This window comes from Deinococcus frigens DSM 12807 (genome assembly GCF_000701425.1).
Taxonomy (GTDB): Bacteria; Deinococcota; Deinococci; order Deinococcales; family Deinococcaceae; genus Deinococcus; species Deinococcus frigens.
Window position 1 is genome coordinate 125,428 of record NZ_JNIW01000001.1, and the last position, 15,430, is coordinate 140,857.

14 protein-coding genes are annotated in these 15,430 nt (G+C 65.7%); 4 read left to right on the forward strand and 10 right to left on the reverse strand.

Features of this window, described 5'->3' with window-relative positions:
• Positions 1–17: 17 nt before the first annotated feature.
• Together Q322_RS0100565 and Q322_RS0100570 are read right to left on the reverse strand one after the other, a co-directional pair.
• Positions 18–1,112 (reverse strand): AOC03_06830 family ribosome hibernation factor, encoded by a 1,095-nt coding sequence (locus Q322_RS0100565; RefSeq protein WP_029474890.1) that lies wholly within the window; start codon positions 1,110–1,112, stop codon positions 18–20.
• Positions 1,113–1,181: 69 nt separating this feature from the next.
• Positions 1,182–2,681, reverse strand: coding sequence for an NADP-dependent isocitrate dehydrogenase (locus Q322_RS0100570; RefSeq protein WP_084147675.1), 1,500 nt, complete (start codon positions 2,679–2,681; stop codon positions 1,182–1,184).
• A gap of 154 nt (positions 2,682–2,835) precedes the next feature.
• Here Q322_RS0100570 and Q322_RS20415 point away from each other — a divergent pair, with 154 nt between their 5' ends.
• Positions 2,836–3,165, forward strand: coding sequence for a helix-turn-helix transcriptional regulator (locus Q322_RS20415; protein WP_034417176.1), 330 nt, complete (start codon positions 2,836–2,838; stop codon positions 3,163–3,165).
• A 213-nt stretch (positions 3,166–3,378) separates the two neighbouring features.
• Here the strand turns inward: Q322_RS20415 and Q322_RS0100580 are convergent, their stop codons facing one another.
• Positions 3,379–3,840 carry an Lrp/AsnC family transcriptional regulator gene (locus Q322_RS0100580; protein WP_029474896.1) on the reverse strand — a complete coding sequence of 154 codons (462 nt, stop codon included), beginning with the start codon at positions 3,838–3,840 and terminating at the stop codon, positions 3,379–3,381.
• A gap of 171 nt (positions 3,841–4,011) precedes the next feature.
• Here Q322_RS0100580 and Q322_RS0100585 point away from each other — a divergent pair, with 171 nt between their 5' ends.
• A complete protein-coding gene (locus Q322_RS0100585) occupies positions 4,012–5,448 on the forward strand; it encodes a KamA family radical SAM protein (RefSeq protein ID WP_029474898.1) in 1,437 nt (478 codons plus the stop codon).
• 33 nt (positions 5,449–5,481) lie between these two features.
• Here Q322_RS0100585 and Q322_RS0100590 read toward each other — a convergent pair whose 3' ends face one another.
• Entirely contained in the window at positions 5,482–5,865 is a 384-nt protein-coding gene (locus Q322_RS0100590) for a four helix bundle protein (protein ID WP_029474900.1), read from the reverse strand.
• Positions 5,866–5,945: 80 nt separating this feature from the next.
• Here Q322_RS0100590 and Q322_RS0100595 point away from each other — a divergent pair, with 80 nt between their 5' ends.
• Positions 5,946–7,334 carry an acetyl ornithine aminotransferase family protein gene (locus Q322_RS0100595; RefSeq protein ID WP_029474902.1) on the forward strand — a complete coding sequence of 463 codons (1,389 nt, stop codon included), beginning with the start codon at positions 5,946–5,948 and terminating at the stop codon, positions 7,332–7,334.
• A 67-nt stretch (positions 7,335–7,401) separates the two neighbouring features.
• Here Q322_RS0100595 and Q322_RS0100600 read toward each other — a convergent pair whose 3' ends face one another.
• From Q322_RS0100600 to Q322_RS0100620, 5 genes are read right to left on the reverse strand one after another with little or no spacing between them, the layout of a single operon-like run.
• Positions 7,402–7,998: a Uma2 family endonuclease gene (locus Q322_RS0100600; RefSeq protein ID WP_029474904.1), complete on the reverse strand. Its 597-nt coding sequence runs from the start codon at positions 7,996–7,998 to the stop codon at positions 7,402–7,404.
• Positions 7,999–8,025: 27 nt separating this feature from the next.
• On the reverse strand, positions 8,026–8,502 hold the full coding sequence (rraA, locus tag Q322_RS0100605; protein WP_029474906.1) for a ribonuclease E activity regulator RraA: 477 nt from the start codon (positions 8,500–8,502) through the stop codon (positions 8,026–8,028).
• Between the two features lie 35 nt (positions 8,503–8,537).
• Positions 8,538–9,668: an XdhC family protein gene (locus Q322_RS0100610; RefSeq protein ID WP_029474908.1), complete on the reverse strand. Its 1,131-nt coding sequence runs from the start codon at positions 9,666–9,668 to the stop codon at positions 8,538–8,540.
• Positions 9,665–10,879 carry an MFS transporter gene (locus tag Q322_RS0100615; protein ID WP_034417133.1) on the reverse strand — a complete coding sequence of 405 codons (1,215 nt, stop codon included), beginning with the start codon at positions 10,877–10,879 and terminating at the stop codon, positions 9,665–9,667. The genes Q322_RS0100610 and Q322_RS0100615 overlap by 4 nt, the downstream gene beginning before the upstream one ends.
• A 34-nt stretch (positions 10,880–10,913) precedes the next feature.
• The gene (locus Q322_RS0100620; RefSeq protein ID WP_029474912.1) at positions 10,914–11,357 is read right to left on the reverse strand and encodes a cobalamin B12-binding domain-containing protein; all 444 of its coding nucleotides are present in this window, start codon (positions 11,355–11,357) and stop codon (positions 10,914–10,916) included.
• A 183-nt stretch (positions 11,358–11,540) separates the two neighbouring features.
• Here Q322_RS0100620 and cmk point away from each other — a divergent pair, with 183 nt between their 5' ends.
• Positions 11,541–12,209 carry a (d)CMP kinase gene (gene cmk / locus Q322_RS0100625; RefSeq protein WP_051667944.1) on the forward strand — a complete coding sequence of 223 codons (669 nt, stop codon included), beginning with the start codon at positions 11,541–11,543 and terminating at the stop codon, positions 12,207–12,209.
• Between the two features lie 456 nt (positions 12,210–12,665).
• Here the strand turns inward: cmk and Q322_RS0100630 are convergent, their stop codons facing one another.
• Positions 12,666–15,428, reverse strand: coding sequence for a S8 family serine peptidase (locus Q322_RS0100630; protein ID WP_029474917.1), 2,763 nt, complete (start codon positions 15,426–15,428; stop codon positions 12,666–12,668).
• Positions 15,429–15,430 lie beyond the last annotated feature (2 nt).

A 15,430-nucleotide genomic window follows, 5' to 3' on the forward strand; every position in this document is an offset into this window, starting at 1 on the left:
CATTGCAATGGAGCGCTTCAGTACCGGGTCAGCATCACCAGTCCGCCGTACTCCTTCAGCTCGCCGTCCTCCACGAAGACTGCGCGGCCACCGTGTTGCATCACGGCTTCCATCATCTCGTCCACCGCGTCGGCGTAGGCGTCCGCGCCCTCCTCCTTGCCGGTGGGCAGGGCGGTGAGGCTGCGCCCGTCGGGGCTGACCTGGGCGGGGTAGCTCATGCTTTCTTCCACCACCATGACGTCCACCCGTCCGTCGATGGCCGCCTGCCACGCCTCGTTCAGATCGCTGACGGCGCGGTTCTGGCCCCGCGCCGTCTCAAGCTGCTCGAAGATCACGCGGCGGCGTTCGCGCAGGGCGGCGCGGGCCTCGGGCCAGACCAGTTCGCCCAGTTCGTGCGCGTTCAGGCTGTCGTAACCGCCCGGCATCTCGCGCATGATGAAGTCCGCGTGCTTGGTCACCTCGCGGAAGGCGCTCAGGTTCTGGGGCAGGCCCACCAGCAGCACCGGGAACGGCCCCTCCTGCACGGCGTTCAGCAGGCTGGCGTCCACGTCGCGCATGAACGCTTCCAGCGCCCGGTCCTTTTGCTGGCTGGGGTTGGCCCCGATGCCGCTGTTGACCGCCGAACCCGCGCCGGGGCCGCTGTACTCCTGCGGGAAACCGTGATCGCGCACCTCGGTCAGCTCCTCGCGCTGGCCCAGATACAGGCGGGTGGGCTTCTCGGACAGCATCAGCACCCAGTACAGCGGCGAGCGGTTCATGGCGAACACGATGTCGCGGGTCAGGAAGTTATCGTCGATGGCGACGCGCTCCGGCAGGCGGTACGGCACCTTGAAGACGTTGTGGTAGTCCTTGCTGACGAACAGCACCAGCCCGCTCTGGTTGTGTTCGTGGTCCATGCCGTCGGCCAGTTCCTGAAGCTGTGCGGTCAGCTCCGCCGTCTCGCGCTTGCCGAACTCGGTTTCCAGGCGGTTCACGGCCTCCTTGACCAGATTGCCCAGGCGGATGGGGTCTTTCTGATTGTCGGGCGCGGTGCGGTGCGTGGGCAGCGTGAGGGTCACACTGGGGCGCGAGGTCAGCGTTTGCAGGTGCTTGACGGTATCCAGATTAAACATGGTGTCTCCTTGTGGGGTGGTTCAGAGCAGGCTCTGTTCAGCGGTTGCCTCCGTGATCTTGCCGGGCATTCACTGCCCCTGCCCCAGACTGTAACCGGGCTGCCCATCAAAGGTGTACAGGTGTTCAGTCTTGATGAAGTCCAGATGCTTTTCGTGGATGCGTGTGAGCAGGGCCAGCAGCTCCGCGTGCGTGACCGGGGATTCGGACAGAAAGCGGCAGCGCCAATGATCGGATTTGAAGGTTTCGGGCAACCCGCCGGGCCAGACCTTGACGCCCCGGTTGGTGATCATCTTCAGCGGCACGTTGCGGAGCTGCGCTTCTTGCAGGATGGCGGCCAGCGCGTCCGGGTCACGCCCCGAGTCGGTCCACTCAAAAAAGACATCGGTGCCGACGAGCTGCTTGTCGATGTAGGCCGGTTCCACGGGCTGCCGGATAGGCATCGCCTTTGCCTGTGTATCAGCGGTGACGGCGGGCAGGTGCTGCGGCACGCGTCCCAGCCGTTCGATCACGGCGTCGGCAAAGCCCTGGGTTCCCAGCAGTCCTTTCGTGTGCGGCCCGGCAATATCGCGGGTGTGCATGCCGTCCTCCAGCGCGCACAGCAGGGCGTTTTGAACTTTCGCGGCTATCTCATGCTGGCCCAGATGCCCCAGCATCAGCGCCGCCGCCGAGATCAGGCCGCCGGGATTGGCTGCGTCCTGCCCGGCCAGATCGGGGGCCGAGCCGTGGATGGCCTCGAACATGGCAAAAGTCTCGCCGATGTTCGCGCTGCCCGCCAGCCCCACCGAACCGGCCACCTCTGCCGCCACGTCCGAGATGATGTCGCCGTACAGGTTGAGGGTCACGATCACGTCGTATTGCTCGGGTTTGGCCGCCACCCGCGCCGTGCCGATGTCGATGATCTGGTGTTCGGCCTGAATGTCGGGGTACTCGGCGCTGATCTCATCGAAGACGGTGTGAAACAGCCCGTCGCACATCTTCATGATGTTGTCTTTGGTCAGCGCCGTGACCTTTTTGCGGCCATTGGCACGGGCATATTCAAAGGCGTAACGCACGATCTTCTCGCAGCCGGGGCGGGTGATCAGCTTCAGGCACTGCATCACCTCGCGCGTCTGGCGGTGTTCGATGCCCGCGTACAGGTCTTCCTCGTTCTCACGGATGATCACCAGATTCATCTCGGGGTGGTGCGTCGGCACATACGGCGCGTAGGCGCGGCAGGGGCGCACGTTGGCGTACAGGCCCAGCGTCTTGCGCAGGGTCACGTTCAGGCTCTTGTAGCCCCCGCCCTGTGGCGTGGTAATCGGCGCTTTGAGCATCACCCCGGTCTGCCGCAACGTGTCCCAGGCATCGGGCACGAAGCCGGAGGTAAAGCCCTCCCTGTACAGCGCCTCGCCCATGCGGACTTCCTGGGGGGCAATCCGCGCTCCCGCCGCCGCCAGAATCCGCAGGGTGGCGTCCATGATCTCGGGGCCGATGCCGTCGCCGTGGACGACAGAAATGGGAATAAGGGCGGTCTGGGTGTTGGCAGTCTGGGCGTGAGCGGTCTGGACAGGCTCTTTGGTGGTAGGCATAGGCAGTCTCCTGGGTATTGGTCTATTAATATACGAACTACGTTTCGCATATTAGAGTTCGTATATCAGGATTGCAAGCACCCCGCCGCCCTCTCCATCTGGAGGTCTAGCCATGTCTGCCCTGCCCTCTCCGCTACACTCGGTTCAACCCGCCATGACCCAGCCCCTGCCCCCGCATGAACCCTCGTGGACGTTTCTGTCGAACCACAGCCGCGTTCTGCTGTGCTTAAAACGCCAGCCAGACGCCACGTTGCGTCAGGTGGCCTTGGATGTGGGCATCACCGAACGCGCCGTGCAGCGCATCGTGCGCGATCTGGAGGACGCCGCAATCCTGACCCGCCAGCGCGTGGGCCGCCGCAACACCTACCAGATCGAGGCCAACCGCCCGCTGCGGCACCCGCTGGACGCGCACCGCCGCGTGGGTGATCTGCTGGACCTGTTCCTGGGAGAAGAGGGAACGCGGGAGGCTGAGGATCGAACGTGAGGTGTCGGGGTTGCCGCCACGGTCTGACCCCTCGGCTTCGCAGCTTTGCAAGTCCAACCCCGGGGGCCACCTCTCCGTGGGGAGGAAGTAAGGGGTGCGGAATTGTCCGGCCAGGCGCGCTTCTCGCCTCCTCTTGAAGGGAATTGGCGGCGTAGTCGATTGAGGGGTCTGCCTTTTGTCTCGCCGCACTCTCTAGATCCTGCTCCTGAGTTCCTACCTCGGCGGCAGCAGTAATTTTCCTTCCAGTGGCGTACTCAGCACGATGCTGGTATCGCAGGTAAAGCCCATGCCGATCAGGTCGCCCAGAATGGTTTCCAGTGCGCCCACGTCCGGCACGGCCACCTTCAGGATGCAGGAGTTGTCGCCAGTGACGCTGTGGCATTCCAGCACGCTGTCGTGGGCGGTGGCCCAGCGCACCAGCGTGGGATCGTTGCGCCCGCTGTCCTGCACGCCAATAAACGCGGTGATGGTGCGGCCCAGCGGCTTGCTGGCGACGCGCACGCCGTAGCCCAGAATTACGCCCGCGTCCTCCAAGCGCCGCACGCGCTCGGTCACGGCGGGGGCCGACAACTCCACCCGGCGGCCCAGCTCGCGCATTGAGAGCCGCGAATCGGTCTGGAGTTCCTGCAAAATCCGGTGGTCCAGCGAATCCAGGGAGCCGCCAATCTGTCTCATGTGCCCAGCTTAGCACCGCAGTTGGCATATGCAAGGTCAGACATGGCGTTTGCTCAAGAAACGTCCACCTGACCCCATCACTTTGACGGCCTATGCGCCTTCCAAAGCGGGTGCTTGAGCGGCAAGAATGGGAGTCAAGCACCCCACGTTTCTCTCTCCCAGGAGGCTCCAATGTCCCATGCCCCCCGACACCCGCAGGCCACCACCCGCAGTCAGCAGATGCTGCCGCGTGGCCACCGCGCCCCCAAATGGGCCGACGTTCCTGACGAAAAGTGGTACGACTGGAAATGGCAGCTCAAGAACCGCATCAATTCCGTCTCAGAGCTGGAGGAAGTCATCCGCCTGACCGAGAGCGAACACGCTGGAGCCAGCGCCGAGGGCATCTTCCGGCTGGACATCACGCCGTATTTTGCCTCGCTGATGGACGCCGATGATCCCACCTGCCCGGTGCGCCGTCAGGTGATCCCCACGCACCACGAGCTAGAGCCGTTTATGTCCATGATGGAAGACTCGCTGGCCGAGGACAAGCACAGCCCCGTCCCCGGCCTGGTCCACCGCTACCCGGACCGCGTGCTGATGCTGGTGACCACACAATGCGCCAGCTACTGCCGCTACTGCACCCGCAGCCGCATCGTGGGTGATCCCACCGAGACGTTTAATCCCGCCGAGTACGAGGCACAACTGAAGTACCTGCGGAACACGCCCCAGGTGCGCGACGTGCTGCTGTCCGGCGGCGATCCGCTGACCCTCGCGCCGAAAGTGCTGGGGCGGCTGCTCTCGGAACTCCGCAAGATCGAGCATATCGAGATCATCCGCATTGGCACCCGCGTTCCGGTCTTTATGCCCATGCGCGTGACCGAGGAACTGTGCGACGTGCTGGCAGAAAACCACCCGCTGTGGATGAACATTCACGTCAACCACCCCAAGGAAATCACCCCCGAAGTGGCCGACGCCTGTGACCGCCTGACCCGCGCAGGCGTGCCGCTGGGCAACCAGAGCGTTCTCTTGAGGGGCATCAATGACCATCCGGTGATCATGCAAAAGCTGCTGCGCGAGCTGGTCAAGATTCGGGTGCGCCCGTATTACATCTACCAGTGTGACCTCGTTCACGGGGCGGGCCACCTGCGAACCACCGTCAGCAAGGGGCTGGAGATCATGGAGAGCCTGCGCGGGCATACCTCCGGCTACAGCATTCCCACCTACGTGGTGGACGCACCCGGCGGCGGCGGCAAGATTCCGGTTGCGCCCAATTATGTCCTCTCGCACAGCCCCGACAAGCTGATTCTGCGGAACTTTGAGGGCTACATCGCCGCGTACACCGAACCCACCGACTACACCGGGCCGGACATGATGGTTCCCGAAGACTGGGAGCGCAAGGAACCCGGTCAGAGCGGCATTTACGGCTTGATGCAGGGCGAGCGCATTTCCATTGAACCCGCCGGATTCAGCGAGACGCACCACCGCCCCGGCGAGGTGAGCCACCGCCTGAACAGCCGTGAGGACAAATGGGCGGCGTATGGCGTGGGCGCACCGAACGCGGCCAGCGTCAGCGACACCTCGCCGGATGGGAAGGTCAATGTGCCGATTCCGGTGCATAGCGGGGATTAGGGCGGCTTTGCCGCTGTCTAAGGGCCAAGGGGTCTAAGGGCTAGGGACGGGACCGAGACATTTGATAAGGGCCATCAGTTTGGCGGAGAGGACTTTGGCCTGCTGGCGAATATGGGCCAGATCATCTGCGGTTAGATAGTGGAGGCGGTGGGCGATCTGAGAGGCGCTGATCACTTCAAACAGGCGGCCACGCGAGATCATCAGGAACCGGATGAACTCACGGTCTGTCCCCCGGCCCCGGCCCTCAGCACTGTTTAGAGAAATGGACACAGCCGCCCGCCGCATCTGATTGGTCAGTCCGAACCGCTCATGGTTTGCAAACCCCTCGGATACGCGGTAAATCTCAGCGGCGAAATCAAGTGCCAGTGAATAAACACCCAGCTCCTCAAACGGAAAATACGTTTCATCTACTTCCAAACCCTACCCTTCAGCTCATTTCTCCTGTCGTTCCCTTAGACCCTTGACCCTCAGACCTTTAGACCTCCGAAGGAGCAGCCATGACCACTGCCACCAAAGCCCGCCAACCCATCCTCAAAACCGCCCTCCCTGGCCCGAAGACCAAGGCCATCATGGACCGCGACGCCCAGCACCTGTCCACTTCCTACACGCGCCCGTATCCCTTCGTGCCGGACCACGGCGAGGGCGTGTGGCTGTCTGACCCGGACGGCAATACCATGCTGGATTTCTTCGCGGGCATCGCTGTGTCCACCACCGGCCACGCCCACCCGCATGTGGTGAGGGCCGTGCAGGAGCAGATCACCAAGTTCACGCACGTCTGCCTGTCCGACTACCCGCAGGAAATCACCACCAGCCTCGCGGAGCGTCTGGTCAAACATGTGGAGCGGCCCCTGCCCGATGGAAGCACGGAGAAGTGGCGTGTCTTCTTCGGCAACTCTGGCGCGGAGGCTGTGGAGGCCGCCGTCAAGCTGGCCCGCAACCATACCGGACGCAGCCACATCATCTCCACGATGGGCAGTTTCCACGGGCGCACCTACGGCGCGATCACGCTGACGGGCAGCAAGACCAAGTACAAGCGCGGCTTTGGGCCGCTGCTGCCCGCCGTGTCGCATGTGCCGTATCCCAATCCCTTCCGCCCGCCGCTGGGGTCCACCCCCGAAGCCTGCGGTCAGGCCGTGCTGAACCACATCCGCGAGTTATTCGTGGGTGTCATTCCCGCCGATGAGGTCGCCGCCATCATCGTGGAACCCATGCAGGGCGAGGGCGGATACATCGTGCCGCCTGCCGACTTCCTGCCCGGCTTGCGGGTGCTGTGCGACGAACACGGCATCATGCTTATCTACGATGAGGTGCAGGCCGGAATGGGCCGCACCGGCAAGATGTTCTCTTATCAGCAGTTTGAAATTTACGGCGAGGTTCAGCCCGACATGATCACGGTGGCGAAGGGAATCGCCTCGGGGATGCCCATTTCCGCGCTGCTGGCAAAGGAATCGGTGATGACCTGGCCTGTCGGCTCGCACGGCAGCACCTATGGCGGCAACCCGGTGGCGGCGGCGGCGGCCCACGCCACCCTGGACCTGATTGAAGGCGTGGTCAAACACCCTGGCTGCGGCGAGAGCCTGATGAAGAACGCCGCCGACGTGGGCGCTTACCTGCTGTCCGAGCTGAAGGCCATGCAGTCCGAATTCCCCTTCCTGGGCGATGTGCGCGGCGAGGGGCTGTTTATCGGCATGGAATTCGTCAAGCCCGATGGTAGCCCCGACGGCCAACTGCGGGACCGCGCCAGCACCGCCATCTTCGAGCGCGGCCTCCTCAACCTGGACTGCGGCGAGGCCGTGATCCGCGTCAGCCCGCCCCTGATCCTGACGCGCGAGGATGCGGAGACGGGATTGGAAATTATGCGGGAGGCTTTGCGGGGCCTGAGCTAAAACCCCAGGCAGTTGAAAGACCCTTTACCCAACTCCATCTTTGCGATGGTCTGGGTGAGGGGCTTTTCTATGCGTTGCTCTGAAAAACTCCGTCGTAAACATCATCCAGCGTTAAAGTCGTGCCCAGATACGCTAACTCGATCTCACCCGCGTCGCTCAATTCCCGCTCGCCCCAACTGTCGTCCGGCTGCCGCTCAATGGCCCGGACGAGGCGGGTATCGGTTTCCACGATCAGGTAGGTTTGCAAGCTTGCCAGACTGGTGTAGGCCCAGATCTTGTCGGTCAGGTCCGTGTGGCGGGTGCGTGGGCTGAGGACTTCCACGATCAGGCTGGGGGCGCTGATGCTCGCTGCCCTGCCGTCCACCTTCTCGCAGGTGGCGACGACATCGGGGTAGTAGTAGACCCGCTTGCCCACGGGCGTGGTGCAGTTCACGCGCATGTCGGACTGGTAGATAGAGCAGCGTCGTTTTTTCGTGCTGGGGCCAAGCGCCAGAATCAGATTGACGCACACCTCGCCGTGCCGACTGCTGGCCCCCGCCTGCGCCAGCGTGTCGCCGTGCAGCGCGTACACGTAACCGCCGACATACTCGCGCTTGACCGGGCTGAGTTCCTCGCTCGCCAGGTATTCCTCCTCGGTCATGTGCTGGTATGCAGGCTCGCTCATGGGGTCAGTTTAGCTGCGTTTACTGATTCAGCTCTGGGGCAGCACGCAAATCCCGTCCTCGTCGGTGTGAACCCTATCGCCGGGCCGCACCGTCACGCCCGCAAAAGTCAGGACCACATCCCGCTCCCCCACGTCCGCCTTGCCGCTGCGCCGGGGATGGGCGGCCAGCGCCCGGATGCCGATGGGCATGGTTGCCAACTGCGCCGTGTCGCGCACGCAGCCGTGGACGATGATGCCCGCCCAGCCGTACTGCACGCCCAGCCCGGCCAGTTGATCGCCCACCAGCGCGCAGTTGAGGCTGCCGCCGCCGTCCACCACCAAAACGCGGCCTTTGCCGGGTGTCTCCAGCGTGGCGCGCACCAGCGTGTTGTTCTCGTAAACGCGCAGGGTGAGGGCAGGGCCACTGAACTGCGCCTGTCCTCCAAAATCCTGAAATACAGGCGCGAAGACCTGCGCTTCCGGGTGGGCGTCGCACAGGTCAGAGGTGGGCGTGAAGGGGGTCATGCTGCATTGAACCTGTTGGGCAGGCACAGAGGCGGTTACTGTTCCGGGGACGCGCCTAGTGCTGGACTGGCTGCGTGTGTGTGGGCGTCGTGGATGCGCCCGTTGTGGCCGCTCAGGAAGCCGCCGTCGTAGCCGCGCCGCCACGCCATCAGCTCGGCCAGGATGCTCAGGGCCACCTCTTCGGGGGCCTCGGCACCCAGTCGCAGGCCCACTGGGGCGCGCAGGCGGGAGCGTTGCGCGTTGCCGAAGGTCACGCCTTCTGCCGCTAATTCGTCCAGCAGACCCTGGGCGCGGCTCAGCGGCCCCAGCACGCCCACGTAGGGTGCGCCAGAATTCAGCGCGTGCTGCAAGCAGGTGCGGTCCCGGTCCAGGTGGTGGTTCATGATCAGCAGGCTGGCGCGGGCGGGCGGCGTGAACTGCCCCAGTTCCTCCGGCGCGAGGTCATGCAGGATGGCCCCCGGAAAACGTCCGGGCGTGAGGTACGCGCCGCGCGGGTCGATCACATGCACCTCGTACCCCAGGTCATGTGCCCCACGCGCCAGTGGCATGGCGTCATGTCCCGCCCCATACAGCACCAGCACGGGCGGCGGCGTGCTGATGTCGATGAACATGGGTGTTCCGTCCGGCGCGGCCAGCGTCACGGCGCGCGGCTCAAGCTGGCCCAGCCGTTCCCGTGCGGCCTGAACGGCAAAGTCGCGCAGCGGGGCGGGGGAGAGGTGGCCTGTCGTTTCCCCATCCGGCTTAATCAGGAGGCGGCCCTCGCCCTTCAGCGGCACGGCCAGCGCCGCTAGCGCCCCGTTCGCCAGCGCTCGCAGCCACGCGCCCATCACGGGGTCATCCCGATCCACCCGCTCCACCCGCACGTCCACGCTGCCGCCGCAGCCGATGCCCAGGCCCCAGGTGGCATCTTCTGACAGGTCGTAATGGGTGATGGTGGGCGTTCCAGTGCGAATCACTTCCAGGGCCACCTCCACCACCTCCGCCTCCAGACAGCCGCCGGAGAGCATGCACACCTGCGCGCCGTCGTCCAGCACCAGCATGCGCGTTCCCTCGCGGCGGTAGGCGCTGCCCTGCACGCCCACGACGGTGGCGATGGCGGCGCGCTGGCCTCTGGCGTGGGCGGCGTTCAGGGCGTCCAGCAGGGTGCGGGTCTCGGCGGCGTTCATGCGGCCTTCTGCATGGGCTGAGAAGATTTTCCGGCCCGCCACGCGCTGAACAGCGGCAGCACGGCCAGCACGGCGCAGGTGTAGGCCAGCGCCGGAAAGCCCGCGCGGGCGATCAGGAAACCGCCCAGCAGCGTTCCCGCGCCCGCCGTGATGTATCCCAGACCATCGGTGACGCCCTGCACGGCGGGAAAGTGGGTCAGCGCCTTGCTGCCCGACACAAAGGCCAGGTTCCAGCCCAGCCCCAGCAGGAACATGCTCAGGCCCAGCGCCCCTGCCCCGGGCTGCGCTGCGGTCAGGGCTGCCGCGCAGAGCAGTACTGCGCCGCCCACGTAGCCCACGCGCACGCCCAGGCGGTCAATCAGCGGCCCGGTCAGCCAGCCGAAGCCGAACATGCCCAGGATATGCCCGCTGATCAGCGCGGCGATCCCCGTGTGGTCCATGCCCATGTTGTGCGCCCGCAGCGGCGTCAGGCTCATCAGCGTGACCATCAGGCCCTGTGCGGTGGCCAGTGCCAGCGCGGTGCTGCGAACGCCCGGCGTGCGGAACGCCTCCGAGAAAGTTGGCGTCTTGCGCGTGGCCCCGGCCACTGTCGCCGCGACGGGTTCGCGCACCGGGGTCCAGAACAGCATCAATAGCGCGGCCACGCCCAGCAGGCCGCCGCCCACCAGCCAGCCGACAATTTCGGGCGTGGTGCCGAAGGTGACGGCCAGGCGCTCGATGGGGCGCGAGAAGCCGGTCATCAAAAACGATCCCAGCACGCTCATCAGCATCAGTGCGCCGAGAGCGGTGCCGCGCCGGTTGTCCGGCACGCTCTCGGCAGCGGCGTAACGTGCCTGCTGGTAACCGCCCTGCGCCGCGCCCATCATCGACGCGCCCACCAGAAACAGCGGCGTGAGGCCCAGCTTGCCGCCAAAAAAGCCCAGCACTGCGCCCAGCGTGCCCAGCGCAAAGGCCAGCCCCAGCCCCAGCCTGCGCCCCGAACGCAGCATCAGCGCCCCGAAGAACCCCGCCGACAGCGCCGCCGACACGCTGATCAGCGTGCTGGGCAGGCCCGACAAACTGCCAAAGCCCAGCGTGCCCATGATGATGCTCGCCAGGATGGTACTGACCGTCGTGGCCCCGGTGGCCAGCGCCTGTGCGGCGTAAAGCGGCACCAGACGGCCCAATTCAATGCGGGATGTTTGCTGGGGGGCGGGCGCGGCTTTACTCATGGGCGAGGGCCGCACAGAGGTGAAGGCGGTACGCTCACCCTTCCCCCTGCGCCCGCCAGCGCTCGGTGACCGCTTCCTGAAGGTAGGTGGCGGCGTCGCCGGTATTTGCGCCGGGCGTGAAGACTTTGCCCACGCCCAGTTCTTTCAGCTTGGGCAGGTCCTGATCGGGAATGATGCCGCCGCCGAAGACGATAATGTCGGTGGCGTCTTTTTCCCTCAGCAGGGCCATCACGTCGCGGAAGTAGTGCATGTGTGCGCCGGACAGCACGCTCAGGCCGATGGCGTCCACGTCCTCCTGCACGGCGGCGTTCACGATCATCTCGGCGGTCTGGCGCAGGCCAGTGTAAATAACCTCCATCCCGGCGTCGCGCAGGGCGCGGGCCACCACTTTTGCGCCCCGGTCATGCCCATCCATGCCCGGCTTGGCGATCAGGACCCGTATCCGGCGGTCTGATATTTCACTCTTGTTGCGGTCCATACGGGCCTCCTAACGGGCGTTTGGGAGGCATTCTAGGGCATCGCTGCGGCGGCGCTGGGCTGTGGGCCGGGAAAACGGGCCGTCCGGCGCGCCGCTGTCCCGCTCTGGCAGACTTTTCTTCCGGCAAGTTGTCCTGAAGGCCCGGCCCCAGCGTCAGCCTGCCTCCTGTACACTGCCCAGTTGATGATCGTGACCATTGACGGCGTGGCGGCCAGCGGTAAATCCAGTGTGTCCTCGGGCGTGGCGCGGGCGCTGGGCGTGCCGTATGTCAGCAGCGGCCTGCTCTACCGCGCCGCGACATTGCTGGGCCTGGAGGCCGCGCTGGATCTGCACGACGCCTCTGGCCTGCTGGTCCACCTTCTGGCCCATTCGCTGCGTCTGGAACCGCTGGCCGGGGGCAACCGCATCTGGCAGGGCGAGCGCGAGCTGACCGGCGAACTGCACTCCACGCGCGTGGATGCGGGCGTGAGCGTGGTGGCCGCGCTGCCCGAGGTACGCGGCTGGGTGGACGCCCAACTGCGCGCTCTGCCGTCCCCCTTTGTGGCCGAGGGCCGGGACATGGGCACCAATGTCTTTCCGCACGCGGGGGCCAAGTTCTACCTGACCGCTAGCCCCCACATCCGCGCCCAGCGCCGCGCCAGCGAGCGCCCGGAAGATGTTCCCGCCATCGAGGCCGCATTGGTCCGCCGCGACGCCCTGGACCGCGTGCAGAGTGCGCCCGCCCCCGACGCGGTGGTGATCGACACCGGCCCGCTGACCCTGGACGGCGTGATTCAGACCATCCTGGCCGAGTTGCCGGAAGGACTGTGGTCTGAAAAGCAGGTTTCTGGGCGGGCCACTCCCGTCTACTAAACGGTCCACCGATCTTCTAAGAGGAGCTGATTTCGCTCAGAGCGCGTATCGCCTCATCCCAACCTCTCATTTGATCGCTTGACGCTGTACCAGAGCATTTGTCCGAATGACATCAGCGGAAAAGGAGAATCCCGATGCTTCCACTCTTTCCTACGGAGCTGTGCCAGTCCCGAATACCCGGTAAAATTCACTCTCCGAGCGCGCTGGTCCGAAGCCATGCACTTCAGTGCAAGTCTTTCAGACCTGCGCCGTCACGAAAAACTGAGCGGCTGGGCAGTAAGAAGAGGAAGCTTGGCGTGTCAAAAGAGCATCGAGCCAGAGATATGACGTGCTGATAGGCGGAGTGCTGTGGCGTTGACGGCGACTTTCAGTCGCTCCCAAACTCCTGCACTTTCAGTGCAGGGTCGTTTAGTCACTTTGTTCGGTCAAAGGTGGACAGCTCTTTTGACAGACGCTCTATTCCCGCACCACCGTGAACTTCTGGCTCAGATACGTCTCGGTGTCGGCGGCAACGGCGGGATTCCCCAGCGCCTTGAGCACCCTCAACCTGAGTTGATACGTTCCGGCGGGGGCGAGCTGACCGCCCGCCAGCGTGCCGTCCCAGCCCACGAAACCGAAGGCGTCGCTGTTGGGGTCCGTGTAGATGTCGGTGGCGCTGCGCCCGAGGTACTCCTGCGTGAACACGCTGCCCAGGCTCCCGCCGCCCGCATCCAGCACCTCCAGCGTCAGGCGGCGGGCCTGGTGGCCGAAGTGAACCAGCAGTTGCGGCGCGTCCAGCACGGTGATCCTCTGGCCGTTGTCGTCGAAGACCTGCACGTCTTTCAGGGTATAGGCGGGCGGACTGGCGATGTTCAGGCCTTCCGGGTAGAACTCGAAGGTCTTGGGATCGTACAGCGCCGGGAAGTTCTTGAAGGTCCGGCCCCCGTCGAAACTCACGTCGCCCAGCACGGTCAGGCCCTGATAGTTGCCCACGAAACCGCTGTAGGGGATGACCAGCGCGTGTCCGCCGACGCTGTTTAGCGACACGGAGCCGCCGTACTGTCCCAGAGTGGGGCGGGTGGGCGGCGTCACCACCACATTCAACTCGGTCTGGCCGCCCGCAGGTACGGTCACGCTGACCCCGCCGCCGTTCGCGTTCTGGCCGTTGATGGTCATGCCGGTGGGCTGCGGTGGCATGACGTTGCCCAGGCGGTCCAGCGTCTGGGCCACAACGTTCTTCGCCGTGAACGTTTCCGGCTGTGTGCCGCTGTTCCTCAGCACGATCACCTTGCTGCGGGTGCCGAAGGTCTGACTCGCGCCCAGGCTCAGTTTGACAGGGGTGGCCGTGACCGGATTGCCGTAAGCTGCCAGCACGTTCACCATCCCCGCGCCCTGCTGCTGGACGGGGGCCGGTGCGCTGCCGTCTGGGCTGGTGCGGAAGGAAGAATTGTTCATCAGCAGCGCCGCCATGTCCCTGGCCGGAATGCCGGGCCGGGCTTGAAGCAGCAGCGCGGCGATTCCGGCCACCTGCGGCGCGGCCAGTCCGGTGCCGCTGAGGACCGCGTACCCGCTGGCATCTGTCTTCAGAGGCGTGGTGGTGCGGACCCAGCCCCCCGGCGCGGCCAGATCGGGCTTGAGTTCTAGGTCCGGCGACGCGCCCAGTGCCGAGAACCGGCTGAGGGTATTGCCGCCGGGGTTGTCAAACGTCTGCGGGGCCGCGCCAATGGTCAGCCGCACGCCCGCCGCAATGGCCGCGTCAATTCGCGCGCCGTCCCCGGCCAGGACCGAGACGACGGGGATGTCGATGGCCGTGCTGTCGCCTGGATTGACCGGCGCGGCGGTCACGCTGGCGAAGCCCGGCTGGTTGTTGTACAGCACCACCGCCCGCGCCCCGGCGTTCCGGGCGTTGATGGTCTTCTCGCGCGCGGGGCAGTTGCCCAGGCGGATCAGCGCGGCCTGCCCATTCAGGCTGCCTGGCGCAAAGGGATTGAGGCCGTCGATGGAGCAGCCGTCGTTGTCGGTTCCCGGCGTGCTGGACGGCAGTTTGCCTACGGGCAGACTCAGGCCCACGGGCGGGAGGGGTGCGCCACTGACGGGCCGGTAGCCGACCGGCGCCCCCCCCGAACTCAGAGTGAAGTTGCCCAGTTGAATTCTGGTGTTCTCCACCGAAGCCACCGCCAGCACGTTCTCGCCCAGGGCGGGTGCGCCAACGCTGTACGGCCCGGCCACTGCGCCCACTGCGCTATTACCGGCACTGTCACTGGCGCTGTCCCCGGCGGCGGCGCTGACCACCACGCCCCGCTTGACCAGCCGGCTGGCGGCCCGCGCGGTGGGGTACTGGGGCCACTGGAACGGCACGCCCAGGCTGATGTTCAGCACCTGCATGCCGTCCGCCCCGGCGCGTTCCATCGCCGTGAGCAGCGTGGCGCTGTCGGTGGTCCCCTGGCACCCGAAGACCTTGTAGATGCCCAGGCTGACGGCGGGGGCCACGCCCACGAACCCCCCTGCCGGATCGCTCCCGCCCACCAGGCCCGCCACATTCGTGCCGTTGCCCTGGCAGTCGTCCGGACTGCTGTCCGGCGCTGGCTGCGAGCCGGGTTGCGAGGCGTCGTAGCTGTCGCCCACGAAGTCGTATCCGGCCACCACGCGGCCCCGGAAGGCCGGATGGCTCAGGTCCAGCCCGGTGTCGATGATGCCCACCTGGACGCCCTTGCCGCTCAACCCCAGTTGCGACTGGGCGAGGTCCGCGCCAGTCATGCCCAGCGCGCTCAGGACGTCGGGGCTGAGGGCCTGGGCACTGAGCTGATCACTGGGCTGACCACTGGGCTGATCACTGGGCCGCCGGACAGTTCTGAGCGGGGCGATCTGCCGCACCGGGTACACGCCGGTCACCCCCGGCAGGCGCGACAGACGGCCCAGTTCCGCCGGACTGGCCCCCACCGCGAAGCCGTTGAACAGCGTGCGGTAGCTGGCGATTTCCTGGTACTCGATCCCGCTGCCAGCAGCCTGCGCCCGGAAGCTGGTCTGCTGCGCGCCGAGACCCTGGGCGCTGAGGTTAGTGGGATCGCCGGCCAGTTCCACGAACCATCTGTCGCTGGCCGGGGCCGCGCCGCCCGGAAGTCTGATGCCAGGTCCGGTGGTTGCCGTGGGCGGTATGGGCGCTGTGGTGCCCTGACCTGGGCCGCAGGCCGCCAGCACCCCAGTCAGCCCCAGCAGCGAGATTCTGAGCGGACCTTTCATGG